The sequence below is a fragment of the Methanosalsum natronophilum genome, assembly GCF_024808815.1.
GTDB classification, from domain to species: Archaea; Halobacteriota; Methanosarcinia; order Methanosarcinales; family Methanosarcinaceae; genus Methanosalsum; species Methanosalsum natronophilum.
This window is the reverse complement of sequence record NZ_JANUCS010000008.1, coordinates 26,744-51,787: the sequence shown is the minus strand read 5'-3', so window position 1 is coordinate 51,787 and position 25,044 is coordinate 26,744. Positions and strand designations below refer to the sequence as shown.

Annotated in this window: 31 protein-coding genes and 1 tRNA gene; 6 read left to right on the top strand and 26 right to left on the bottom strand. The window is 33.7% G+C overall.

The window, feature by feature from the left end:
- Nucleotides 1-72 precede the first annotated feature (72 nt).
- Both J2T59_RS05750 and J2T59_RS05745 read left to right on the top strand, forming a co-directional pair.
- The gene (locus J2T59_RS05750) at nucleotides 73-768 is read left to right on the top strand and encodes a metallophosphoesterase family protein (RefSeq protein ID WP_259134830.1); all 696 of its coding nucleotides are present in this window, start codon (nucleotides 73-75) and stop codon (nucleotides 766-768) included.
- Nucleotides 769-867: 99 nt separating this feature from the next.
- Nucleotides 868-1,119, top strand: coding sequence for a hypothetical protein (locus tag J2T59_RS05745; protein WP_259134829.1), 252 nt, complete (start codon nucleotides 868-870; stop codon nucleotides 1,117-1,119).
- A 163-nt stretch (nucleotides 1,120-1,282) separates the two neighbouring features.
- On the opposite strand, the gene J2T59_RS05740 is transcribed toward J2T59_RS05745, so the two are convergent.
- Complete coding sequence (locus J2T59_RS05740) at nucleotides 1,283-1,420, bottom strand: hypothetical protein (RefSeq protein ID WP_259134828.1); 138 nt, start codon at nucleotides 1,418-1,420, stop codon at nucleotides 1,283-1,285.
- Between the two features lie 304 nt (nucleotides 1,421-1,724).
- On the opposite strand from J2T59_RS05740, the gene J2T59_RS05735 reads away from it, so the two are divergent.
- Together J2T59_RS05735 and J2T59_RS05730 are read left to right on the top strand one after the other, a co-directional pair.
- Nucleotides 1,725-2,252: a hypothetical protein gene (locus J2T59_RS05735; protein ID WP_259134827.1), complete on the top strand. Its 528-nt coding sequence runs from the start codon at nucleotides 1,725-1,727 to the stop codon at nucleotides 2,250-2,252.
- A 44-nt stretch (nucleotides 2,253-2,296) separates the two neighbouring features.
- Nucleotides 2,297-3,367 carry a hypothetical protein gene (locus J2T59_RS05730; protein WP_259134826.1) on the top strand — a complete coding sequence of 357 codons (1,071 nt, stop codon included), beginning with the start codon at nucleotides 2,297-2,299 and terminating at the stop codon, nucleotides 3,365-3,367.
- Nucleotides 3,368-4,046: 679 nt separating this feature from the next.
- Here J2T59_RS05730 and J2T59_RS05725 read toward each other — a convergent pair.
- Nucleotides 4,047-4,703 (bottom strand): tetratricopeptide repeat protein, encoded by a 657-nt coding sequence (locus J2T59_RS05725; RefSeq protein WP_259134824.1) that lies wholly within the window; start codon nucleotides 4,701-4,703, stop codon nucleotides 4,047-4,049.
- 860 nt (nucleotides 4,704-5,563) lie between these two features.
- Between J2T59_RS05725 and J2T59_RS05720 the strand changes: the two genes are divergently transcribed.
- A complete protein-coding gene (locus J2T59_RS05720; protein ID WP_259134823.1) occupies nucleotides 5,564-5,980 on the top strand; it encodes a cupredoxin domain-containing protein in 417 nt (138 codons plus the stop codon).
- A 188-nt stretch (nucleotides 5,981-6,168) separates the two neighbouring features.
- On the opposite strand, the gene J2T59_RS05715 is transcribed toward J2T59_RS05720, so the two are convergent.
- From J2T59_RS05715 to J2T59_RS05685, 7 genes are all read right to left on the bottom strand, one after another.
- Nucleotides 6,169-6,474, bottom strand: coding sequence for a DUF2769 domain-containing protein (locus J2T59_RS05715; RefSeq protein ID WP_259134821.1), 306 nt, complete (start codon nucleotides 6,472-6,474; stop codon nucleotides 6,169-6,171).
- A gap of 259 nt (nucleotides 6,475-6,733) precedes the next feature.
- Nucleotides 6,734-6,940: a hypothetical protein gene (locus J2T59_RS05710; RefSeq protein ID WP_259134820.1), complete on the bottom strand. Its 207-nt coding sequence runs from the start codon at nucleotides 6,938-6,940 to the stop codon at nucleotides 6,734-6,736.
- Between the two features lie 539 nt (nucleotides 6,941-7,479).
- Nucleotides 7,480-7,553: transfer RNA gene (locus J2T59_RS05705), tRNA-Thr, on the bottom strand.
- 49 nt (nucleotides 7,554-7,602) lie between these two features.
- Entirely contained in the window at nucleotides 7,603-8,622 is a 1,020-nt protein-coding gene (locus tag J2T59_RS05700) for a class I SAM-dependent methyltransferase (protein ID WP_259134818.1), read from the bottom strand.
- Nucleotides 8,623-8,675: 53 nt separating this feature from the next.
- Nucleotides 8,676-9,248 carry a LysE family transporter gene (locus tag J2T59_RS05695; RefSeq protein WP_259134816.1) on the bottom strand — a complete coding sequence of 191 codons (573 nt, stop codon included), beginning with the start codon at nucleotides 9,246-9,248 and terminating at the stop codon, nucleotides 8,676-8,678.
- 147 nt (nucleotides 9,249-9,395) lie between these two features.
- Nucleotides 9,396-10,409, bottom strand: a complete 1,014-nt coding sequence (locus J2T59_RS05690) for a transcription initiation factor IIB (protein ID WP_259134814.1) — start codon at nucleotides 10,407-10,409, stop codon at nucleotides 9,396-9,398.
- A 148-nt stretch (nucleotides 10,410-10,557) separates the two neighbouring features.
- Complete coding sequence (locus J2T59_RS05685) at nucleotides 10,558-10,818, bottom strand: H/ACA ribonucleoprotein complex subunit GAR1 (protein ID WP_259134812.1); 261 nt, start codon at nucleotides 10,816-10,818, stop codon at nucleotides 10,558-10,560.
- A 356-nt stretch (nucleotides 10,819-11,174) separates the two neighbouring features.
- On the opposite strand from J2T59_RS05685, the gene ppdK reads away from it, so the two are divergent.
- Nucleotides 11,175-13,829: a pyruvate, phosphate dikinase gene (gene ppdK, locus J2T59_RS05680; RefSeq protein WP_259134810.1), complete on the top strand. Its 2,655-nt coding sequence runs from the start codon at nucleotides 11,175-11,177 to the stop codon at nucleotides 13,827-13,829.
- A gap of 275 nt (nucleotides 13,830-14,104) precedes the next feature.
- Here ppdK and J2T59_RS05675 read toward each other — a convergent pair whose 3' ends face one another.
- The 17 genes from J2T59_RS05675 to J2T59_RS05595 all read right to left on the bottom strand — a co-directional run bounded on the left by J2T59_RS05675 (nucleotide 14,105) and on the right by J2T59_RS05595 (nucleotide 24,971).
- Nucleotides 14,105-14,539, bottom strand: coding sequence for an ACT domain-containing protein (locus J2T59_RS05675; protein WP_259134808.1), 435 nt, complete (start codon nucleotides 14,537-14,539; stop codon nucleotides 14,105-14,107).
- Nucleotides 14,540-14,574: 35 nt separating this feature from the next.
- Complete coding sequence (locus J2T59_RS05670; RefSeq protein WP_259134806.1) at nucleotides 14,575-15,879, bottom strand: phenylacetate--CoA ligase family protein; 1,305 nt, start codon at nucleotides 15,877-15,879, stop codon at nucleotides 14,575-14,577.
- A gap of 41 nt (nucleotides 15,880-15,920) precedes the next feature.
- Nucleotides 15,921-16,889: a DHH family phosphoesterase gene (locus J2T59_RS05665; RefSeq protein WP_259134804.1), complete on the bottom strand. Its 969-nt coding sequence runs from the start codon at nucleotides 16,887-16,889 to the stop codon at nucleotides 15,921-15,923.
- A 59-nt stretch (nucleotides 16,890-16,948) separates the two neighbouring features.
- Entirely contained in the window at nucleotides 16,949-17,320 is a 372-nt protein-coding gene (locus J2T59_RS05660; protein WP_259134801.1) for a prefoldin subunit beta, read from the bottom strand.
- Nucleotides 17,321-17,388: 68 nt separating this feature from the next.
- Nucleotides 17,389-17,643 carry a KEOPS complex subunit Pcc1 gene (locus J2T59_RS05655; protein ID WP_259134799.1) on the bottom strand — a complete coding sequence of 85 codons (255 nt, stop codon included), beginning with the start codon at nucleotides 17,641-17,643 and terminating at the stop codon, nucleotides 17,389-17,391.
- The gene (locus J2T59_RS05650) at nucleotides 17,640-18,134 is read right to left on the bottom strand and encodes a Brix domain-containing protein (protein ID WP_259134797.1); all 495 of its coding nucleotides are present in this window, start codon (nucleotides 18,132-18,134) and stop codon (nucleotides 17,640-17,642) included. Before J2T59_RS05650 ends, J2T59_RS05655 begins: the two co-directional genes overlap by 4 nt.
- Before the next feature lie 9 nt (nucleotides 18,135-18,143).
- A complete protein-coding gene (locus tag J2T59_RS05645) occupies nucleotides 18,144-18,281 on the bottom strand; it encodes a DNA-directed RNA polymerase subunit P (RefSeq protein ID WP_259134795.1) in 138 nt (45 codons plus the stop codon).
- Between the two features lie 4 nt (nucleotides 18,282-18,285).
- Complete coding sequence (locus J2T59_RS05640; protein WP_259134792.1) at nucleotides 18,286-18,573, bottom strand: 50S ribosomal protein L37ae; 288 nt, start codon at nucleotides 18,571-18,573, stop codon at nucleotides 18,286-18,288.
- 110 nt (nucleotides 18,574-18,683) lie between these two features.
- Nucleotides 18,684-19,469, bottom strand: coding sequence for an exosome complex protein Rrp42 (rrp42, locus tag J2T59_RS05635; RefSeq protein WP_259134896.1), 786 nt, complete (start codon nucleotides 19,467-19,469; stop codon nucleotides 18,684-18,686).
- Entirely contained in the window at nucleotides 19,453-20,397 is a 945-nt protein-coding gene (gene rrp41, locus J2T59_RS05630) for an exosome complex exonuclease Rrp41 (protein WP_259134790.1), read from the bottom strand. The genes rrp42 and rrp41 overlap by 17 nt, the downstream gene beginning before the upstream one ends.
- Before the next feature lie 59 nt (nucleotides 20,398-20,456).
- Nucleotides 20,457-21,230, bottom strand: a complete 774-nt coding sequence (gene rrp4, locus J2T59_RS05625) for an exosome complex RNA-binding protein Rrp4 (protein WP_259134788.1) — start codon at nucleotides 21,228-21,230, stop codon at nucleotides 20,457-20,459.
- 12 nt (nucleotides 21,231-21,242) lie between these two features.
- Entirely contained in the window at nucleotides 21,243-21,935 is a 693-nt protein-coding gene (locus J2T59_RS05620; RefSeq protein WP_259134786.1) for a ribosome assembly factor SBDS, read from the bottom strand.
- Between the two features lie 34 nt (nucleotides 21,936-21,969).
- Nucleotides 21,970-22,773, bottom strand: a complete 804-nt coding sequence (gene psmA / locus J2T59_RS05615) for an archaeal proteasome endopeptidase complex subunit alpha (protein ID WP_259134784.1) — start codon at nucleotides 22,771-22,773, stop codon at nucleotides 21,970-21,972.
- Between the two features lie 92 nt (nucleotides 22,774-22,865).
- On the bottom strand, nucleotides 22,866-23,225 hold the full coding sequence (locus tag J2T59_RS05610; protein WP_259134783.1) for an Rpp14/Pop5 family protein: 360 nt from the start codon (nucleotides 23,223-23,225) through the stop codon (nucleotides 22,866-22,868).
- An 18-nt stretch (nucleotides 23,226-23,243) separates the two neighbouring features.
- Complete coding sequence (rnp3, locus tag J2T59_RS05605) at nucleotides 23,244-23,945, bottom strand: ribonuclease P protein component 3 (RefSeq protein ID WP_259134781.1); 702 nt, start codon at nucleotides 23,943-23,945, stop codon at nucleotides 23,244-23,246.
- Complete coding sequence (locus J2T59_RS05600) at nucleotides 23,935-24,396, bottom strand: RNA-binding domain-containing protein (RefSeq protein WP_259134779.1); 462 nt, start codon at nucleotides 24,394-24,396, stop codon at nucleotides 23,935-23,937. Before J2T59_RS05600 ends, rnp3 begins: the two co-directional genes overlap by 11 nt.
- Nucleotides 24,381-24,971 (bottom strand): 50S ribosomal protein L15e, encoded by a 591-nt coding sequence (locus J2T59_RS05595; protein ID WP_259134777.1) that lies wholly within the window; start codon nucleotides 24,969-24,971, stop codon nucleotides 24,381-24,383. Before J2T59_RS05595 ends, J2T59_RS05600 begins: the two co-directional genes overlap by 16 nt.
- Nucleotides 24,972-25,044 lie beyond the last annotated feature (73 nt).

Sequence of the window (25,044 nt, the reverse complement as noted above, 5' to 3'; positions counted from 1 at the left end):
GACGATATTTTTATAGTTATAGATTTATTGGATCTAAAAATGAGGTATGAAAGATAATATGAGGTTCCAAATATGCAAATGTTGATAATTTCGGATATTCATGGGAATTTGGTTGCTTTAGATACAGTGCTTAGAAAGATTAAAGTTGATAAGATTATCTGTTTAGGAGATCTTGTAGATTATGGACCTATGCCACGTGAATGTATTGAATTGATAAAAGATATGAAAATACCTACAGTTCGAGGAAACCACGATAATGCCGTTGCTAATCGAATTGATTGCGGATGTGGATATGAATATAAGCACTTATCACAGGTTACAAGGGAATTCACATTTCAAGAACTTCAACAACAACACATTAGCTTTTTAAAGAAATTGCCATTATCGTTAACAGAAACAATTGATGGGCATAAATACTATTTTACCCATGGGAGTCCTAATTCAATATACGAGTATATTAGGCCCGAAACTTCTAGTGATAAAATTAAAAACATGCTTGAAGATGTAGAAGCAGATTTTGTATTTATAGGTCATTCACATGTACCTTTCAGAAGAAATATAGATTCTAAGACTATCATTAACGCAGGTTCTGTAGGCCAACCACGGGATGGAGATAGCAGAACTTGTTGTATTCTGTTTGATACTGTTTCATTAAATTTTGAGATAATTAGAATAGAATATGATGTTGAAACTGTTTTCAATCAGATAAGAAACAAAAAAATACCTAATTCAGATGAACTTGTCAGTATTTTAAGAAGAGGGTATTGAAAAATAATAATTCAGTTAATTTCATTTTAACAACGTCAACTTATAGGTATATACCATTGACAGTTGCTCATAAAAGCTTATTTAGAAGAGTTTTATGCCATGGAAATCGATATTACTCCAAATAACAGCTTCCACCACAATGTAAATAGGGCAAACAACACAATAATAGATACATATTCAAAAGGCATTAAAAGTACATCAACAAAACTAAGTGCTATTACTACCACAACTGTAAGTAGCCACAATATTGATATAGATGCTTTTATTGCCCATAAAGAAATCATAAGCTCTCTTAAATACATCGATAGGTTCAAGTTCATCTACAAAAAGTGTATAATATGTTACTACTAAAGCAACACTCACTATAATACCGTAAATTATCATAACAAGAATCCTGTAAATATTAGACCTAAATTCTGCATGATAGCATCAAAGTTCATCATATCACTTATTTGTAAAAGACCAGATATAACTCATATAATGCCTGGCAGATTTATGATGCATACCAATAACATCAAAGTGAAATAATTAAAGCATTTTTCTTCCTTGAATTAATCATTTCCTCATAACTTGCATATCCATTCAATGCAATATCCTTTGCGATTCCAATAACATCATCAACTGCCACAACTTCTGCAAATAAAGTAGACATTAAAATTACTGTGGAAAAGTTAACATGAGAAAAAAACCACCCACAGAATACTTCGGTCTAGAGCTAAATTACACTCAATTTTGACTTCCATATTACTCCATTCAAGCAAAATTTTTCTTTCTAATCAAAAAATAAAGTTTTATAAAGAATTTATTGTATATTGAAAGTTTTATAAAGTTTTAAAATTGGTTTTATTTTTTCTAAGGTTTGTTAAAAAAAAGTATTGTTAAATTTAACCCGTACATTATAGCATTTGTAAACAAATTATTACAAAATAAAGTACAGTAAAAAATTGAGGAATCATATGAGAAAAACAGTTATTATTTCGATACTAATGATAGCTCTATTAATAGCTTTAGTATCTACTACCATTGCTGAACCTGAGAGTGCAATTAACGAAAAGTTATTAAATGAAAGTAATTTAACCTATGTGAATTGTGAGTTAAATGAGCACCGTCAATCATTTTCTCATGAAAATGGCTTTGTAAATAATAAGGGCATAAATATGTTTAAGAACTTCGCTTTTGAGAAAAGAGTAGAAGGGAATAATCTCATTGAGTGTCCATTCGATAATATTAAACAAAATAACTCAGCCATAAATATGAACTTAACTCAAAAGAACGTGGAAAGAAACCGTAGCATAATTGCTTCTAACATGTCTAAGTTGAATGAGGATGGAATTAAGGATTTTGTTAATAATAGAACTAATATGAGTGAAATTGGTTCAAATCAAAGGGGACCACATAAAGAATTTAATGAAACTGGGATGCCTGAAAATGTTAGAAATAGGATTAAGCATTTCTTTGAACATAGAGGTTCTTTCAGAACATAAAATAAAGTATCTGGAATTTTATTCAGTATAGAGGTTTTTTATTAATGAGGCATAACATAAAAACTATAATTTTAGTACTAACTTTTTTTATTATTTTGTTGGTTACCATAGGTTCTGTAAATTCACCACATAGCAATCTAGTTACATTAAATGGTTCAAATGATAATAGTACATATACACAAAGAAATAATATAAACATCGATAAACCTGCTGAAAAAATTTCATCTGAAGCTAAAATCATAACTACCAGAAACTCTAGAATGCAATTTGATAAAATGGATAATATGAGTGAGAGACAGGTATCACACCGAGACGATCAACTTGAAAACATGAGCTTCATACGAGATGATATGAGGAGCAAAATGCAAACTTTCCGAGAAACACCACCTGGACATGAACGGAGAAATATGGCCATCCAGTTTAGAATGAGTTATGAGGAATCAAATTTAGCTTTCCATGAAATGAATGAGATGGTTAAGAGTAAGCAAGTATCTCCACATTCAGATATCTTTATTGAATCATCAAGAGCGCATTTGAACAGCACAATAGATTACATGATAATTCAACTTGAAGATGCTAAGCATAATGCATATGAGATGGAGAACATGGAAGCTTATATTGAAGTGATAGATCACTATATTGACCTACTAGAGTCTCAAAGAAATAGAGTAGGGAATATAGATAATATTAATCAGTTGATAAATTCTTCTCAAGATGTTCGAAACATATGGCATGATGCTAATGAACAAGCTATACATATCTCACTCAAGCTCTCAAGTCAGCGTATAGAACAATATTTAAATCGTAGCAACAAAAATGTAAACGTAATAGAGAAGAAAATTCATCACTTCTCAGATGATGGAAAGGATGTTCATGAATTAGAACTTTTATATGATGATTACCTGGAAATCTTAGAAATAATTGAAACTGAACATCAATTTGCACTTGAAAAAATAGATCATACAAATAACGATTCTAATTCATTAAAGGAAGCTAACAAATATTTCCAGAGTACGAAAGACCATCTTGCCATGTCAAACTCCATTTTAAAAGAGATATCCATATTACTTGCAGAAATGAGAAGAGAAGATATTAATTCAAGTGATAAGAAATAACCAAGAAAATAAATAAATTTTAGGTATTTTAGATGATTTTTCATTGAGCTAATTTAACGGTCAAATAGCATTTCAATGGATGAAAAATACAAAAAAAGTAACTATCAAGGTAATAGATTATCATAAATATCAAAAACTAACATTTATTTGAGGCTAAAATAAGTGATACCATAACTATTTGATATTCTATTTTAGTTATTAATCATCTAATTTCTCACTTTGCATCAAAGCCACCGGAAATAAACCTATAGATTTCCAATTCATTACTATCCATTTTTTTTTGCTTTGTAGCTTTTTTCTTGCAGCTAAATTTCCCCTTATCTAATTTATTACTGCAATTTTTTTCTCTGTTATGCATTTTTATATTTCCTACAAGTTGTTCTAATATATTGAGTTAATTCCTCAAGATCTTTTTATTTCATACTTAGTTCACTAATACATATTTTTTAGAATAATATATAGTTTTCCTATATATTATATATATTTTAAACATGGTTGTTTTTAATAGAATTTTTACAACTATTTTTATGTAGAATTAAAATAAAATAAAATTAGCACAGCAGACTTAAAATTATAGAATAAGCTATTGAAAGTTTTAATAAGCCAGTATAAAAAAATGATAACATGGCAAGTGACTTATTTTTCCTTAAAATGTCACTTCTTAAAAAATGTTCAATATTTAGTTTTCCAACAAAGTTTTACGCATCTGTATTAGTTCTTCATCATAAGGATTTACCTCAATAGCTTTATCGAAATAATAAAGAGCTTTTTCTTCATTACCTAAGTAATGATGTGAATATGCAAGGTGATGATAATCTAAATATGATGGGTCAGGAGTTAGTTCGATTGCATTTTCAAACGATATTAATGCATCATCATAATAACCACGTTCATATTGAGAGTAACCTAAGTAAGCCCATATTACAGGATCATTTGCCTCATTTTCCAATACATTATTAAATAACCTCTGAGCGTTTTCATAATCGCCAGTACCATAAACTGAATACGCATAATACTTTTTTACTTCAATGTCACGTGTACCTAATTCAATAGCCCTTTTATAATCTGATGCTGCATTTGAATACATTTGCAAAAGATAATAAGATGAAGCTCGATATACCCATATATTTGAAGATCTTCCAGGATCAATTTCTAATGCTTTACTGTACATGCTTATTGCATCTTCATAATTCCCAATTTGATAAAATGAGTTCCCACGTTCAACATAGTAATCGAAATCACTCTGTTCATCTGAAGCCCCATTGTCACCAATACAACCAATAGTTACTATAACCAAAAAGATTAAAAGCAAGTATCTAAGAATTGTGATTTTCATTTCACTTAACCTCAATTTGCTTAAATCATTTATAATCGCATATAATACATAAACATATCGATAATTTTTCCTAGGTTGAATTATGTAAATGTTTCGCTCTACAAAAAATCAGTGGTCAGCTTTTTTTTCCAAATTTTGATTACTTTTTATTTTATCAAAGTAATGAATGGAAATATTTAGTTTCAATGACCCAACACTATACATGCTTAATTTTATATAACAATATAATACTAAAATTGTAAATTAAATAATTAAAATAATGAATGAGAATGAAATTCTTATAGATTCTCATACTATCTAATATTGTCTAGACTCTACGCCTGAATCCTGCGCAAATCGCAACTAAAGAAAGAAGCACTACAATGGTAGCGATTTCTCTGTTCTTAGAATGGTGCCATTAGCACTTATTCATAATAAGGGTATTCAGGAGAGGTGGAGTGTTGCTCTGGAATATCAATGCACTAGACTGCATTACCTTCAGCTATTTGATGGATCATGTATCATCTCTCAATATTGTACTGCAAGTTCACTAATAATGAAACGGAAACTTGAAACTAGAAAAGCTTTTGGTTAGATTTGACAATGTGTTGCCTTTCCATAATTTCCCTATATTCTACAGCTATATCTTCAAGAATTACTCAGATACTGAAAGAGCACTTTGATATAAGAAATAAAATAAGGATCAACATAAGTCTGGAACAAAAGTTCATTAATGAAAGGTAACCCTAGTAACTTACTTTAATCCAGCAAGTGTATATAGTAGTAAAGCTAAATCTAAACTATATTATTTTTTAGAGTTTCGCAACATTTTAACATTATGAAATGATTGCACGTGAATTTAAGTTGCTTTGGTGGTTGTAATGGTAACAAATAAATTGATAGCTTTAATTGGATTACTCATTATATTGAGCGCTTTTGTAAGTGGGTGTAGCGAGGATACTGAACTCGAAGAGGTAGAAGAAATACTATCTGAAAGTGATTTAGATTTCAAAAATAATGATGAAGAGTTTCTGGTTACTGGGCAAGGACACCTGGTAAGAATGGAAGGATATAATGTAATGAGACCTTCGGAGATCACAATTAATCGTGGAGATACAATTTCTTGGAGAAGTTATTATAGATTAGATACATATACACTTATAAGTAACGATGGTTTATTCGATGATCAAGAACTAAAGTTTGGCGATGTATATAGATACATGTTTACAGATTTTGGAACATATACTTTCAGTGTAGAAAATTACCCTGAGATGATACTAACAGTATCAATAACCTGATATTGCAACATATATTTGTTTTAATCATCTAATATTAACCCATAGAAGAAATATATTTTGATTGATACATTAAATCAATCCTATTTATATTTTTCAAGTTTTTAATTAGTTACAACTTCCAGAAATTTATACTTGATTACCTCTATTTATAATAACTTTAAAAATTTTGTACTTTGAAAGAAAGCTCTTTATCTACCTCCTTCAATTAGACAGTAATACATATTTGAAAGGTTATTATTCTTATATACTTCACAGTCAGGACAAACACATCCTTTCTCATCAACTATACAGTTACTTTTCCCAAATGCACAAAAGACCCCTTCTAAATGTTCAGTCTCTGACAAATCCCCTTTAGTTACACCTTTAAGTAATTCTGCGGTATTCGACGGCATTGATTTAACTTTACAGGCAAATGTATAGCTAGGACATTTCTTCATACAAATACATTTCATTAGATTTTCTTTATTCTTTTCTACTTTTTCCAATTTGCTCACCTTCTATCAACATAGAGTTTACTTTTATAATAATTTCATGTTTGCTGAAATATATTGAGTGAATACTATTTATTTATTTATTTGTTTTTTTACTCCTTAATAACCTAAGTGTGCTATTGTACGGTATTTTTTTAATCATAAAAAAAAAGAATTTGAAAGTTCAACTTATTTTTTGATTTTACTATGATTTAAACGATTTTGAACCTAGCTATATTATTTATGCATCCAGGTTTGAATAAATGTTTTCTTTCGCTTTACTTCAAGCAAAATCAGCGTTTACTGTCACATTCTTGATTGATTTGATGCATAAAAATCCTTCTCTTTCAGGTACAAATTTATCATGAAGTATTTTAAAAGTTTCTTCTTCATCAATCTCAGTTAACTTTGTCTGGAGTGTACTTTCAGCATCAAAAAGAACGTAATTTTTTGGTAGCTTCTTGTTCCTTTCACTCGAGCTCTGTATCAATTTTACTTCTACTATTTCTCTTTTATTGCAAAATGTTCTTTCTGGAGTTTAAGAGAAAATAAAGATGACTCACACTACTTGTTTTTTGAATTTAAGGCAATATATTTGTCTTTTAAAATAGTCAGTTCAGTTAGCTTGTGATAGAAAGTATCTATTTAAGTCCTGAAGCTTCTGAGTTTTATCAAACTATAACTACTTTCTAATGTTCTATATTAGTTAACAATAGCTACAATTATTAAAAAGTTAGAGATATTATTTATATAAACAATACTAGTGTTTTTTAATATTTATTTAAATTTTTAACAAATAATACAAATATCAAAATCTTTTAAATTACCAATCTTGATAAACCTAATTCAATTAGTACATAAAAACTTATTTGAATAATATAGAAGATAAAAGTAATAATTATATTTTCCTAAAGTCTAACTCTCTATAGGCCTATACACTTGCTACACGCAAAGATATATCCAAATTAGACTTACAAACTGCCTTAGATTCAAAGTAACATAATAAGAATTTATACTAATAATTTAATTAGCCGTCGGAGGGATTCGAACCCTCGACCTGCTGATTACGAATCAGCCGCTATACCGGACTAAGCCACAACGGCGAATATGGGTAGATTTTTGGGTAGAATGGAAAATAGGCATTTCCTGATTTTAAACTTTATCATTATTTACACGAAACTCTATGCAGATATTATACTGGTGTGGTGCATATGATCTAACTATACGTTCTTCTTTGATGATACATTCCTTACCTAGTCTCTCACAACTTTCATTTATTTGTTTAATCGAGGCTCCAAATAAATTATTTTCGGGATTAATAGTATAATAATATATTATACCACCAGCTTTAACCATACTTATAGCTGAATCTAAGAATTCATAAGCACTATGAGGTAAGTTCATTATGATATGATCCGCAAATCCATTATATTTACTACTTAAATATCGTGCATCAGCCTCTATTGCATCGATATTTTCCACTTTATTCAGTTTAATGTTTTTTTTCAAATAGCTTATAGCATTTGGATTTTTATCAATTGCAACTATCTTCTCAGCAAGACCACTCTTAGCAATAAGTATACTGTAGGGACCCACTCCAGCAAACATATCAATCACCTTATCACCCTTACAAACATTTGAAGCAACTCTTTGCCTTTCAGTAGCTAATCTTGGCGTAAAATAAGTTTTCTCAAGGTCAAGAGTGAACTTGCATCCGTTTTCTTTATGAACTGTTTCCGTAGTACATTCTCCTTTAACGAATTCATATTTCTTTACTCTAAACTCTCCCTGAACTGGACTTTTACTTGCAACAACAGTTTTCAATTTAGGATATGCTTTTAACAGTGCATTTGCAACCTCTTTTTTTTGATCTATTTCAGAGTCAATGATAGCAACATTCCCAATAAGTTCATGTTGTGGATTGAAACCTAATATACCTTCAAGTGTAGGAGGTTTTTCAATAGGATCAAATTCTTTTTTTACGACCTCAATCTGATTAGATAATTGTAATTCTTTTAAAAGCTGAAGTGGCACTAATCTTACTATTGGTAAAAAAATAAAGTTTGTAGAGGAAAATATTTTAAAATCACCGTCAAGTAATTCATTATCAAGTAAAATCCTGCGTACTTTTTCTGCTTCTTTTGTAGGTACCTTGATACAATATCGTTCCATACTATTAATAACACCTCATATATCCTTAATAAATTTGGGCAACCCTTTCTAATTTAATTGACTATGAACCAAGCACCAAAAATCACTAAAAAGGTACCACATGCAATAATTATATATTTATACATTAAAAATGACATTAAAGTTTTTCCACGGCTAAACCCAAGTGATACAGCACTATACCACCCAATATCAGCTAACCAATGACCTATTATGAACAAGAACATAGCAACAATACCTACCTCAAGACCATAAAACATTAGGGCAGTACCGGCAGTAATCCACCATATCCAGAAATAGGGGTTCGATGCAGATGTTAGTATACCTGCAATGTATGGATTTATAGCAGTATTGGAAGCTGAGCCATCTTTATTGTATACTTTACCTTTAATTTCATATCCATTTTTTGCAGTAAGCACGCCAAACAAGATTAAGACTATACCGCCAATAACCGATATTGACTTGGGAATTGAACCTTCAAGTACTGAGAATACACCTGCTAAAATCAAAACTATTACTAACATTTCCAAGCCAGCATGCCCCATAACAATCTTAGGCCCGGCTTTCCATCCAGTCCTCATAGAGGAGTCTATAGTAGCAAATAACATTGGGCCAGGTACGAGTGGCACCAGAGAGCCCTACAGAAAACCCTATAAAAAGTAAATGCATTATTTCTAACATAATTGGAACCCACAAAGTCCTATTCTGGACTTATATGATACCAAAAAAATTAACAGAATATGAATGCTTCTTGAAAAAGTTGAGATCAGAATTTATTACAGAATGATCTCAATATCAAGCTCTTCTGCAAGCTCTTTGTACCTGTTACGTATCGTTACTTCAGTAACACCAGCAACATCAGCAACTTCTCGTTGTGTTCTTCTATCGCCGCATAATATTGAAGCTATATAAATGGCAGCTGCAGCAACTCCTGTAGGTCCACGACCACTTGTAAGTTCTTTTTCCGAGGCTTGTCTTAATATTTCTACACTCTTGGATTGAACTTCTCCTTTAAGCTGTAGTCCTGAACAAAATCTTGGTACATAATCTATTGGTGATGTAGGCATTAATTTAAGTGATAGTTCCCTTGAAATGAATCGATAAGTTCTACCAATCTCTTTCCTGCTAACCCTTGAAACCTCACCAATCTCATCAAGCGTCCTTGGCACACTACATTGTCTACATGCAGCATACAATGCGGCTGCAGCAACCCCCTCAATACTCCTACCACGTATCAGGTTTTTGTCTACAGCTTTCCTGTATACTACTGCTGCAGTTTCCCTTACAGTCCGCGGTAAACCTAGGGCAGAAGCCATCCTATCAAGTTCTGATAGTGCAAAAGCTAAGTTTCTTTCAGTTGCATTGCTTACACGTATGCGTCTTTGCCATTTTCTCAACCTATACAATTGAGCTCTGTTCTTTGATGAAATTGATTTTCCATATGAATCTCGATTTCTCCAATCTATCATTGTGGAAAGACCTTTGTCATGTATAGTATAGGTCATTGGTGCACCTACTCTTGACCGTTTCATCCTCTGGTCGTGATCAAATGCACGCCATTCTGGTCCTTCATCTACAAACTCTGCATCTACTACCAACCCACAGTCAGCACATACGAGTTCTGCCCTTTCATAATCATGCTCCAAACTCCTGCTTTCACATTCAGGGCATATTACTTCAGGTTTCTCAGTATCATCAGTTTTCTCTTTTTCTTTACGTGCTTTAATCATTGCACGCATTTTTTCTCTTTCCGAGGTTTCAGAATACCGAGTTCTCTCAACTTCTACCATTTGATATCTCCTGTTATGTCACTTTAGTAAACTTTAACTTGATGTGATTTTATTATGCAAATATGATGCCAATCATAATATTTGAATAAGAGCGACCACAAAAATTAAAAAGGAAATATTACATAACCTTTTAATTACTATAATGCTCTCATTGGACGTAGACTTTTTCACCGATAAGTGATTGAAGATAACCATAATCATGTGATTTACGTGGTTTGATTGAATAATATGGTTTAGTAACTGATCCAAATATATTATTAATCTTCCCAACACGGTCAACGGATTTATCTATTACATACGAATTAATTCTAGGAATTTCTTTTAGGCCATAAGGACTTGCTTTCTGATCTCCCCGAACTATTATGTTCTTTTGACCGGTTATATGCATTACTTTACCAAGTCTTTTCATATTACTCGTCTACACACAATATATAAATACAATTGTTCAGTAGTTAACTAACAAATTCATAATATAAATACATTTCGCAATCAATTTAAAATAACGTTTTTTTCCTATACACATTCTGGAAAGGTTTTTCCAAAAATAAACATGCTTAAAATATTAGATTCTAGCATTTTTCAAAAAATATCCTTAAGTTAATCAGCAATCCTATCAATTAATGCAATTGTCATAACACTATCATAGATAAAAACCATAAACTTTAATATTAAAGGTACCTTTTGAAATTCATTATTAACCATCATTGAATTCAATATGCTATATATAGTAAAAAATAGAGGCATCTGCTCCATGGAGGATAACTGGTGGCTGAAGACAAACTCGTATACTTTTTCGGAAATAATGAAACTGACGGTAATGGACAAATGACAAATTTGTTGGGTGGTAAAGGCGCAAACCTTGCAGAAATGGCTAATTTGGGAGTACCTGTACCCCCTGGATTCACGATTTCAACTGATGTTTGTATATATTATCTAAAGAATAATAAATACCCTGATGGCCTGATTGAGCAAGTTAATAATTCTATTAAAAAACTTGAACAAGTTAGTAGCAAGAAATTTGGTGACTCGGATAACCCACTACTTTTATCTGTAAGATCTGGAGCTAAAGCTTCAATGCCAGGTATGATGGATACTGTATTAAACTTAGGTCTCAATGACGAGTCTGTTAAAGGTCTTGCAAAAAAAACCGATAATCCTAGATTTGCTTATGATAGTTATCGTAGATTTTTATCAATGTTTGCAGATGTAGTTCTTGGAATAAGTTACAATAAGTTTGAAGATACGCTTGAGAAAAAGAAGTGTGAACTTGGAGTTAAACTAGATACTGAGCTTAGTGTAGATGATTTAAAAGATATTGTCGAGAAGTTTAAATCTATTATTAAAAAATGTACAGGTAAGCCTTTTACACAGGATCCAAAAGAGCATCTTCAAATGGCCATTGACGCTGTGTTCAGCTCATGGAACAATCAACGAGCTATTAAGTATAGAAATTTGCATGGAATACCTCATAGTTGGGGAACTGCTGTAAATATTCAGACAATGGTTTACGGGAATATGGGTGAAACTTCTGGTACTGGTGTGGCTTTTACAAGAGACCCGGGGACTGGTGAAAAAAATTGTTTTGGGGAGTATCTCATAAATGCACAGGGTGAAGATGTTGTTGCTGGAATAAGAACACCTGAATCCATTGAAACTTTAGAAAAATCAATGCCTGATGTTTACGAACAGTTAGTAGATATTTTTAACAAGCTTGAAGAGCACTTTAAGGATATGCAGGATATCGAGTTTACTATAGAAGAAGGTAAACTTTATATTTTACAGACAAGGACTGGAAAAAGATCAGCTGCTTCTGCAATCAGGATTGCTGTAGATATGGTCGATGAAGGCTTAATCGATAAAAGAACAGCTGTAATGAGGTTGGAACCGAAACAAGTTGATCAAATGTTACATCCAATGATAAAACCTGATTCAATATGTAAGGTAATAGCTACAGGACTTGCCGCCTCCCCAGGTGCAGCTGTAGGTAAAGTAGTTTTTTCAGCAGACCATGCTGAAGATATGGAGAAGAAAGGTGAAAATACAATAATGGTACGCACAGAAACTTCACCTGAAGATATTGGTGGAATGCATGCAGCTGAAGGTATTCTAACAGTAAGAGGTGGTATGACATCACATGCAGCAGTTGTTGCAAGAGGTATGGGAAAACCATGTGTTGCTGGATGTTCTGATATTGTGATTGATGCCTCAAGTTCTTTTTTCATGGTTGATGATATTAAAGTGAAAGAAGGTGACTATATCTCAATTGATGGAACTACAGGCAGGGTTATTTTGGGACAAGTTGAAGTTGAAGCACCCGGTGTAAGTGAATATCTTGAAGTTCTTCTCAAATGGGCTGACGAGATTCGTGATATAAATATAAGAACAAATGCAGATACGCCAAGTGATGCTACTACTGCCAGAGAATTTGGTGCTGAAGGTATTGGATTGTGTAGAACTGAACATATGTTCTTTGGTGATGACAGAATACCTGTAGTCCGCGAAATGATTATGGCAGAAGATGAAAATGAAAGGAGAACTGCATTAGCTAAACTTCAGCCTATGCAAAAGGATGACTTTATTGGTATTTTCAAGGCTATGAAAAACTATCCAGTAACAATTCGATTACTAGATCCACCATTACACGAGTTTTTACCAAGATTAGAAGAACTCGAATCAAAACTTGTTAAACTCGAGTGCGATAAAGACAAAAAAAGGAAAGAAATAAAGAAAGTAAGGAAGTTAATCGAGCGTGTAGAGGCTGTAAAGGAGATTAATCCTATGCTAGGTCATAGAGGTTGCAGACTTGGGATCACATTTCCTGAAATATATGAAATGCAAGTTAAAGCAATCATCGAAGCAGCATGTGAACTTGAATGTGATGGTACTAAAGTCATACCAGAAATCATGATCCCACTTGTGTCAGATGCAAAAGAATTAGCTATTGTAAAGGAAGAAATCTCTGAAGTTGCCGAAAGGGTTATGAAAGAGCATGGTATGGATGTTGAATATTTGATAGGAACTATGATAGAATTACCTCGTGCTGCACTTACTGCAGACAAAATTTCAAAACATGCTGATTTCTTCTCATTTGGTACTAATGATTTGACTCAGACAACTTTTGGTTTTAGTCGAGATGATGCAGGCAAATATCTGCCTTTATACATTGAAAAACAGATACTCGATATAGATCCTTTTGTTTCCTTAGATCAAGAAGGTGTTGGAGAACTAATAAAAATTGGTATTCAAAAAGGTAGAATGGGTAACATAAACCTCAAAGTAGGCATTTGTGGTGAACATGGTGGTGAACCAACTTCAATCAAATTTGGATATGCCTGCGGACTAGATTATGTTAGTTGTTCACCTTTTAGAGTACCAATTGCCCGATTGGCAGCTGCACAAGCAAAGATTGAATCGGAATAAATGGTTAGTAGGTGAAAATAAAAACCTTTATTTTCAACCACTTCTTTTTATTCTTGTTACAAAAATTAATATCGATTACTAAATTGTATTGCTTATAAATTTAAAAATTTAAAATATGCTACACTTCACTCTAAATTACAATTTACAACTAACTACAAAGTAAAGTAGCCACACACATTAGTTTATTAGTTTATATAAATAAATACATAAATACATTCGTTCTTCGTACTACTTTATCAATATCAAAATTGAACTTACAGTTTTCCAATATAATGTTACAGTAACTTTATATCGTCCATATCAATAAGTTCTATATTAGCTTCATCAAGTACTTTGATTGCATTTGTAATGTTATCTACGCGTAATATCAAAAACGCTTTATCAGTTCTAGTTACAAAAGCATAAGCATAATCTATATTTATACTATGTTCGCCTAATACATCCGCTATTTTAGCAAGACTTCCAGGTACATCTTCCATTTCTACACCAAGCACATCCGTCTCAGAGACAGTAAAACCTGCATCATGAAGTACTTTATGAGCATTACTAGGATTATCTACGACCATTCTAATAATTCCAAAATCTCCAGCCTCAGCTATAGTGAATGCACGAATATTGACATCAGCAGACTTGAGTTTTTCAGCAGTTTTGGCAAGTCTTCCTGGTCTATTCTCTGAAAAAAGAGATATCTGTTTTATTGTTTTATCCATATTTGATCACCTTTGATAATTTTATAGATATAGTTCTATAGTTTCCTCTTATCTATAACTTTCTTCGATTTGCCAACAGTACGTGGAAGCGAACCATGTTCTACAAGTTCTACTTTAACACTGAGATTCAATACACTCTTTAATGCAGATGCAACTTTTTTTTCTAATGATATCATGTCATTGATTTTATCACTAAATACTTCGTCAGTGACTTCTATTTGAACATTCATGGAATCCATTTCATTTACTCGGTCAACAATTATCATAAAGTGTTCTCCAACTTCAGGGATGTTCATAAGTACTGATTCAACTTGGCCAGGGAATACATTTATACCTCTTACCACAAGCATATCATCTACTCGACCAAGAATTCTCATTATACGTGGATGTGTACGACCACATTGGCATGGTTCAGTATTAAGAACTGTAGTGTCACCAATCTTATATCTTATCAAAGGTAACGCTTCTTTTGATAATGTAGTTATTACAAGTTCACCTCGTTCGCCTTCAGGTACAGGCTCACCAGTATCTGTATCAATAACTTCAACTAAAAATTGATCAGCCCATATATGAATACCATCTTGATATAGGCATTCAGTAAAAAGAGGTCCACTTAATTCAGAAGTTCCAAATACATCATAAGCCTTTATACCAGTAGAGTCTTCAATTCTTTTTCTCATCTCTTCAGACCAAGGTTCTGCACCTAAGATTCCAACTCTTAGGTTAGTATCCTTTTGGAAATTAATGGTTTCTTTTTTTGCAACCTCGTTGAGGAATAAAAAATATGAAGGGGTGCATGCAATCGATGTAGTACCTAAGTCTTGCATTAGTTCAAGTTGTCTTTCAGTGTTTCCTGCACTTGTGGGAAGAACACTCGACCCAATCTCCTCTGCCCCGTAATGCAAACCAAGGCCACCAGTAAACAATCCATATCCATAGCTCACTTGGAGAACATCACCCCGACCTAGTCCTATAGAAGTTAACGCTCTTGCAAGTGATTTAGTCCATTCATTCACATCATTTGCAGTATATCCAACAACTGTGGGTTTGCCTGTAGTTCCCGAAGAAACATGAAAACGTACCAAGCTTTCATTTGGAACACAAAACATACCAGTTGGATAAGTATCTCTAAGGTCCTGCTTATAAGTAAAGGGTAGTTTTGTCACATCATCAAGAGTCTTTATATCTTCAGGTTTTACACCAGCATTATCAAATTTAGTCCGATAGAAAGGTGAATGTTGATATACGTACTTTATAATATTTTTCAACTTTTGTTCTTGCATCACCCTTAGTTCATCTGCTGGTAACCTCTCTACCTGTGGATTCCAATACTCTATCATTTTACTCACCTTTCAAATCAAACACATTTAAAATATTTTAATTACAAGTTTGACGGATTTTCTTGATGTTTAAGGATGTCGATTACATGCATCTTGCATTCATTTAAAATTTCGTTCATATCAGAATTAACATCTATTCCTGCTGCACCTGCATGGCCACCACCAGTCCCATCATAATTAGCACTGATGTTTTCCATAATCTGGCCAAGATTTACACCTGCATTGACAGCTTCTCTTTTAGCGCGGCCGCTTATTCTTGTAGTAGAATTGCTATGAGACGTACCAACAAATGATACATCTGCGCCAATATTAATTAGCATCGAAGCCGCTGAACCACCAAATGAACTTACATATGAAGTTGATATAAGCCAGTCACCTGTACGTTCGGTGTCGGCTCTTGCTGCAGCTTTTAACATAGCTATCCTAATTGAAATGTCTTGTGGGGTGCTAGCCATTAAATCAATAACTTCTGCATAATCTACACCACTTAATTTAATAATCTCGGATACACAACTGAATGTCTCCGAATTAGCATGTTTAAAGTGTCCTGTGTCAGTAACAATGCCTGTTAGTAATCCAAGAGCTACTCTGGGCATAACAGGTGCCTCCATGCACTTTAAAACACTAAATACAATTTCAGCTGTTGATGATGCATGTTTATGTAGATAGAACTCCGCATTCTCTGTTAAAGCTGTTGTAGCATGGTGATCAATCACGCCATATTTCATTAGTTTAAGACCATTTAATTGAGATATTGTAGATGTATCTACAACTAATATAAACTCATATTCATCAAAGTTAGGTGATTCTACAACCTCAATATCAAGTTTTTCAATCAATAAGGAAGCTACGCGGTTACAGCCGTCAACAAGGCCAACAGTACCCCCTATAGCTTCTGAAAGTGCAAATGCACTACTTACTGCATCTGGATCAGCATTACGGTGGCATAAATATAATATGTCACGATAATTCAATAACCGGTTGTAAAAGTCAATTTCATCTACTCGCATTGACACCTCTAGTCCTTAAAGGAAAAAAGTCTCAATCATAAGATAAATCAAACACAAGTTTATTGTGCTTGATGACCTTGACCCTGCTGCTGTCCCATTGACTGTTTTATTTGCTCTTGCAGTTGTGTGAACCTTTTAGAAACACGTTCCTCTTGCCTTGTTATAGATTGAATTCTTAAAGAAAGAGATTCGATCTTTTCATTTAATTTATCTATAGTTTCATCTTTATTAGCTTGTATCTGAAGTCCACCTATTGCCCTATATATAACAGAATCATCTGATAGTTCTTTGAGTTCTTCTAATGCATTCTCTGACTCTTTCTTCAAAGACTCTGTTTGCATTTTCTGCATTGCTAACGACTGTGCTTGTTGTTGAACTTGTTGAAGTTGTGCTATTTGGTTTTGTACTTGTGGGGGATATTCGTTATTCATGTTTTCACCTGCGAATTGAATTGAGTTAAAATGATTTTAATCTTTCTGTTATTGTGTGAGTCGAATTATTAATGGATTTGATCGAATGAATTGAATACCTCATATGATATTTTTATTAGACGTAACCAGGTATTTAGAGCCGCCCTCATTGAAATTATATCGTTGGACCTTATTTTAAGTTCTAATTTTGTCCCGTTTGCTAATATTTCTACACTTGATCTTTCAGAAACAAGTGTTTCAAGTTCAGGTTCCAATGTTCTATAAATATTATTTGCCGTAGATGAATTATTCGTTTCAAAGGTTGTTTTGGATTCGAGAATCATTCTGATAATTCACCATCCATTACACGATAGCTTATAATCTCAAAATTGAATATAATCGATTTATTATCAAAAAAGAGTAACTTTTTTTCAGTAACTTTGAGTATCTTATAACTATGAATAATGTTTTTGTTATTATCAGCTTCCTCTTTTTTGTGAAGGGCTGTAAATACAGATAACTTTTGAGCTAATTCGGTTTTACCTACAATTACGGGATCCATCATCTTAGATGTTGAGTACTTGGTTCTAGGCAAGTCCAATAATTTAAAATATATTGATAGCCGGCTAGCATCTGTTTTGTAATAGAGTACAAGGCTACCAGGATTTCCATGCCTATCTCCAATACTAAGAACAATGTTGTCACTAGCAACATCAATAAGGTCTTCAATCCCAGCTTTACCCCTATTTATATATTCTGTGTTAAAAAAATAGGCTAGGTATTTACAAAGAGTCCGTGACCTTTTTGAGGGTTTTCGTGAAGAAGTAATTATCATACTTCTTCCTTACTCTGCCTTTATCCTCTTAATACTGGTTGGCCTGTCTTTGACTAAGATTCTATGTCCACAATAAGGACATCTTATCCCAGTATATTCATAATCAATTTCAACGGCCCTTTTACATCTGGTACACTTATAACCCATAAATTTATTCTACCTCTTCCATTGCTTTCTTAAGAGTACGTTGAACCGTCTTGCCAACAGGTGTCACTGGTGCATAAGTTCCACCTGTAAATGAATGTCCACATTTTTTGCATTCCCAGACACCAGTGCCTTTTCGTTCTACATTAGGCTTAGCGCAGACACTGCATGTGTAGGGTTTACGCATTTTTTCTTCTATATTTGCAACAAGTTTTCGATCTCGTCTACCATAACGTGTCCCAAATCTTCCAGCTGATTTGGTTACATGACCTTTACTAGAATACTTTCTTGCCATTAGATTATCTCTCCTTATAAAATATATCGATATTCAAATAATTCGCATTTAATATGCTTTTTGGTCCAAACTTATTTTACTTTAAATTAACTGATCAAAATCTAAGTATATTAAATGTCTAACAAATGTTTCTCTCTTATTTCAGAAGCTCGTTTTACTGCAATTTCAGAGGCTTCAAGCACTTGATCTATAGTTAAGCCACCATTACCACTTTTCTGCATACCACAAATACTACCATCTTGGTTGGAAATGATCGTTATTTTAGTGTTACATATAGTTTCCTCATCAAGACTTGGATCCACCATCAGCTGTCCTTCAATATCCACCAAGCTAATCGCAACTGGCAATTCTCTAACAGGTACAGGGATTTCATCATTATCTTCCCCGATTGCAGGTATTTTCGTTGTCAAAAGTGCTGATATAGCTCCAATAGAAGCTGCATCCAATATATTCCCATCATCGTTTAGGACATGGATATCAACAAATACCATCCATACTTCTTCACCTTCTTTTATACATAATTTCTTAAGGTCTATTGAACCAGATTCTCTTATACCCCTATCAACAACTCTTGACATTTCAACAGCATTTTCATTAGGTGGACCTGGCTCAAAGATTGGTGAAGCTATAGGATTAAGTTCCATGCTGGTTATTATAACACCCTCGTCAGGTGAGTCTGGGAAAGGTGTTCCTTTCTGAAGTTTAATACCAGCAATTAACTGAGTTTGACCAACTTGAACTTTTGCAGAACCTTCAGCTTTATCAATAACATTAGTCTCTATTTGAATATCACGTACCTCATCAAAGCTACGTTTGTCCTCACGCTCCCCTTTAAGCATCAGATTATAGATATAATCTTTTTTGAGTCTAGCCATTACTTCACTGCTCATCAGAATCATCCTCCTTCTCATCACTTAGGTTGCTAATTCCTTTTTTATCAGGGTCTTCTTCGACTTCAATGACTTCTACTGCTTCTTCAAGTTCCTCGTCCACATCCAAATAATCTTCATCTAATTCAACGTCTTCACCTTCACTGTCATCAAGTTCAACTTGAATTTGAGCAAGACCTTCATCATCTTCGTCATCAATGTCGTCAACATCAAGAACAGGGTCTTTTCCAAATTTTGTGTATAATGCTTTCTTTTGAATCTCAAAAATTTCAGTACACCCCTTCTTCAGCATTTCAAGTGATTCTTTGAGCTCATCTGGTGTAAGATTTCCATCCATTTGTAGAAGAGTTACTTCCCCATCTTGTGTCATTGCAACTGGTAAATCTGCATCACCAAAATTGTCTTCTTCTTTGTTCAAGTCAAGCACGAGTTTACCGTCTACTTTCCCTACCGCGCAAGCAGAAACCAAACATTGCATTGGAATTCCAGCATCTGCAAGGGCAAGTGAAGCTGCATTAATGGCAGCTGTCCTAGTTCCAGCATCTGCCTGAAGTACCTCTGTAAAAACGTCAATTACTGTATTTGGATAATATTTAGTAAGAACTACAGGCTCAAATGCTTCTGCACTTACCTTTGAAATTTCAACACTCCTTCTGCTAGGTCCCGGTCTTACCCGTTCCTCAACTGAAAAAGAAGCCATATTATATCTATACCTAATCAAAGCAGCATCAGGAATCTGTTTTCTACGGGGGTGAAGTGTTCTTGGCCCATAAACTGCCGCTAAAATCTTATTTTTACCCCATTCTAGATAACATGATCCGTCAGCTCTGGAGAGTACACCTATTTCAATCTTCATTGGCCTTATTTCATCAAAGCGCCTGCCATCAAGTCGTAGGCCATCATCATCGATGAACTTATCCGGTTTATCACTCATAATTATTCTCCAAGTAAATTCACAAAAGTGTTCATTTTTTTAGATTTATTGCTTATGTATTAGTCTTCAGATGAGTCCAATAGTGCGTCTACTTTTCTATGTATATCTTCAGGAATCTCATCGTCTTCCTGGAACTCAATCTCATCTTGAGAAGATACATAAGTCTCAATATCTATCACGTTTTTTTCATTAGTTAAAAAGTCATATATTTTATCCGTTAGACCGTGTATATGTGACTCTTTCACAATAAGTCGTATTGCATCAGTCAATTGATCCATTTTTTCTTCTGAACCACTTATCCATATCCTACCATTCTGACCAACAAATATCTCGCATTTAGTTTCTTTTTTAAGCATGGATACCATTGATCCACCATGTCCAATAATCCGAGGTACTTTAGAAGGTGGAAACTCTAAAACACGACCCTGTTTTACACGTTTAAGACCACGTTCACGTAATGTGAGTTCAATCTTCATTGATTGATCAACGTCTTTTACTCTTAATATAGCTGAATCTCCTACATCAATATATTCTGACATTTTAGAAGATTCAACACGTTTAGGGAACTCTGATACATGCAGCATACCTGTATATGGAGACCGAATATCAAAAAGCCAGTTAGAAGATGTCACGTCTGTAACTGTGCCTATAATGTAATCTTTTTTACTAGGCACATATTTTCCAGAAAAAGGTATTACATCCACTTTATTCTTAACATTCAACACTCCATAAACTGAAGCATACACATTTCCATCCTTAACATATGTTCCATAACCGGCGTTTTGTTCATTCTCTGAAATTAGTTCACCAGGTATGACTATTTTTCTATCCATTATAATAGCCTCTTATAATAGTTTAGTTTCAGCATCCCCTTTAGTCAGTTTATTAACAAGCCCATAAAAATCGTTTTGGATTCCGGCTGGAATCTTAATCACAGCTACCCAAGAACCATCGTTCTGCCACTCGTCCTTCACAAGTTGTCCAAATTTAGCTATCTCACCATAAGATTTGGCTGCATATTCCGGTGGAATTCTTACAGCAACTTCAACTTCTTCAAATTTAATAGGTATAATTGGACGAATTGCCTTCATCACTATGTTAACTTGTTCATCAACACTCTTGAAAAGATCAATATGGATTTTTGCTTCCTCCATTGCCTTTTCAATACGAGAAGGTGGATGGGGGGTTTTTGTTTGAGGATTAATAGCATTTTGAGCGATTGTGGTTATTACCTGCTTAGTTTTATCCTCAAGCATTTTTTTCCTTTGTTCTTTAGTTAATTGGAGTTCCCCGTGCTCTATTATATTCCTTGAAATCTCAATTACATCTTCAGTACCAAATATTTCAGCAAGATCGGATTCTGAAGAATGATCCCCTTTTGCAGCATCTTCAAAAACTGATTCTACTGCAAGAATCTCTTCAATATTAACATCTTCACCTTTTTTTACAGATAAAGCACCTTCTGGATCCACTAGCACTTCAAAGTGCTTTCCACCTTTTTTAAGTCTTGCAGTCACAGCTTCATCTAAAGATACCATTTTAAAACACCTTTATCCAATTTAATTACAATATTTACTCTGAAGATTCCTCTGAACTTTCTTCATTCTCGGATTCAGAATCATTTTCAGATTCGATTTCTTCATCTTTCTTGTTTCTTTCTATTGCAATATCAACATAGCCTTTTACTTCATCTGAAGACAGTTTTCTAAACTTTTTGGATTCAACATCAACAATGCCTATTTCAACAGTTGATGCATCAAGCTTACCTTCAGAAGATTTATATACGGCTTCCATACCAAGATCAATTGCTGACCCTTGTTCCATATCATCAGAGTATTTTGCTTCAAAAATTTCCATGAATGAGTTGCGACCAGCTCCTATAGCTGTTGCTTTATATTCCAAGAGTGCACCACTTGGATCTGTTTCAAATAATCTTGGTCTCTCATCATCAACACCTGCTATCAAAAGCGCAGTACCATACGGTCTGACACCACCAAATTGAGTATATGTCTGCTTATGATCACAAAGTCTCTTAGATAAAACCTCTACACCAATTGGTTCATCATATGAAACTACGTTTATTTGGGATTCAATCCTTGCTTTATCCACAAGTGCACGTGCATCGGCTACAAGTCCCGATGTTGCAACTCCTATGTGTTCATCTATCTGGAATATTTTTTCTATTGATTCAGCCTCAATAAGCTTGCTTGTAATTCTTTTATCCACTAATAATACAACACCTTTGTTATATTTTATACCAGCTGCTGTTGTGCCTCTTTTTACAGCTTCTCTGGCATATTCTACCTGAAAGATTCTACCATCAGGACTAAAAACAGTAATTGCTCTATCATATCCCATTTGTGGTGCCATTTGCATGCGTTTATCATCTCCTATAAATCTTAATCATCTATGAACTACAACTGATTGTATGTATAATATACATAATACTATTTTATATATGACCATAATCAAAGTTCATTAAATTTAAATGTATTCACTTTATCCACATATTTTTGTGTTGCGTTAGATATAGTGCCTGAAACTCCTAAGACATTAATGGCAACAGGTTCATTTTGAACTCTATTGACCGTAGCAAGTATTGCGCGTGATATACCAGCTTTTTTATGTCGACATCTGATTATTCCTATTGGAAAGTTATACTGTAATAGCCTAATTTCACATTCACTTGATCCTACATCCCCGACTAGTGAACTGGCTGCTGAAAATATCTCATGTATAAGATCTTCTCTTGAAACAGTGTTATGTGAAACTACTTCAAATGCAATATATCTTTTCTTTTTTCTTAATGTAGGTGGAAGAATCTTCACGTAAAGCACCTTATTTTATCATTCAATTATTTTCACACCTTCAAATACAGCACCATTATTAATGCAATTTTTATCGAGTATCTCACCAGGAATGGTTGAGATTGAATCGTTTGCTTCCCTTTCATTCATACCGAACAATTGAGAAATTGCAATCATTTCTCTTGGAGCTCTCATATGGAAAATAGATCTAGAGTTACTTGCCACAATTGTTGCCACACCATACTTACGTGCAAGCATTAAGTTAGTTTTAAAATGAGAAAAGGCATAAACTCTTCGCCCACCTCTACTTTTTAAGATCAAATCCATATTAAATTCTATAGCCACATTATTACGTACTGCTTCTTTTGCTAATACGTGATTTAAGCCACTATTTTTTTCAGTTAAAGGATGCATAAGACAATCAACATAAGGATTTTCAACCGCTAACCTATTTATTTTTTCATTCCCACCATGGACTGATAAAAAATCAGCTGCTTTTCTGTACTTCCCAATCAATCCATTCAATTTCGAGGGAGATTGTGTTTTTACTTCTATTCCTCTATAAACTTCTATTCCTTTAACATCAGTGGGGATATCGGAAGGCGATAACTCTGAATCTGAATGTAATGTGATAATTATACGTTGATAGCCCAAATGCTTAGCAAAATTAATCATTCTAGCTACCGTATCTTTTCCTTCTGGTAGTGGGTGTACATTACAGTCACAAAACTTAGACTTCACCACACATATCCTCCAGGAACTCTCTAGCAAACTCCCAATTTTTAGGGAATGTTGTGATCTTTATTTTTACAATTATCGCATCTGAAGATGAAGATGGTTTAGCTTGACCGGTGAATGCAGCTTGCTTATCAAACCTCAAGTGCAACGTTTGGCCTTCATCTAATCTGTACTTGATTTCATTCCTTAGTTCTTCAAGATATTTTGTTTCAAGATTGTGCCTTAAGAAGGGAATGAAATTTTTACACTTGCTTCTTTTTTTAACATTCACTGAACATATGCTAATAGGGTTACCAAAATGTCCTTCTGCTTTAGTGGTTTCAATGATACCTTTCTTATCATCTATTCCCATCCCATCCAAAAAAAAATTGAGGGCTTGTTTGACCCTCTCTTCAACTTCAGTTGAATGTACGTTAGCTCGAAGAGTTATGTACTGAATCACTGGACTCGACATGTGTTAGACCTTAAGCTTGGCCTGGTTTTTTCAGTACCTTTGCCGCGGGTTCTTATCCCTCTGCCCTTTTTACCAGCGCTAGTCTTACCACGGTATGCCCTACCTTTATTTTTATTGTTGCATAGCCAGTTCAAAGACTTATCACTTTTAATTACAGGGTGAGAAGGATCTACTAAAATGACTTCATACCATTTAGATTTTCCATCTTCAGCTACCCAATATGAATTAAGCACTTCCATATTTGGATATTTTCTGCTAGCACGTTCTTCTGCAATTCTTTGGATACTCTTCCTACCAGTGATACTGTTGACCCCCATACGTTGAGAACGTCTACCACCAACAAATCTAGATTTTCTTCTACCACCACGTCGTACCTTTGTACGTGCCATTACAATACCTTGCTTAGCTTTATATCCAAGAGATCTTGCACGATCAATTCTGGTGGGTCTTTCAATCCTGACAACTGAACCTTCTTTTCTCCATTTTTGCAAGCGTTCCCATCTAAGATCTTTTACATAGCTATTCTCGGGGTTTTTCCACGCATCTCTTATGTATCCATAAAATGATTTTGACAAAATTATTCACCTGTTCCATTTTTAGTTTCATGGTTCAATCTTTTCTTTAAAGATCACATTCCAACGGGATTTT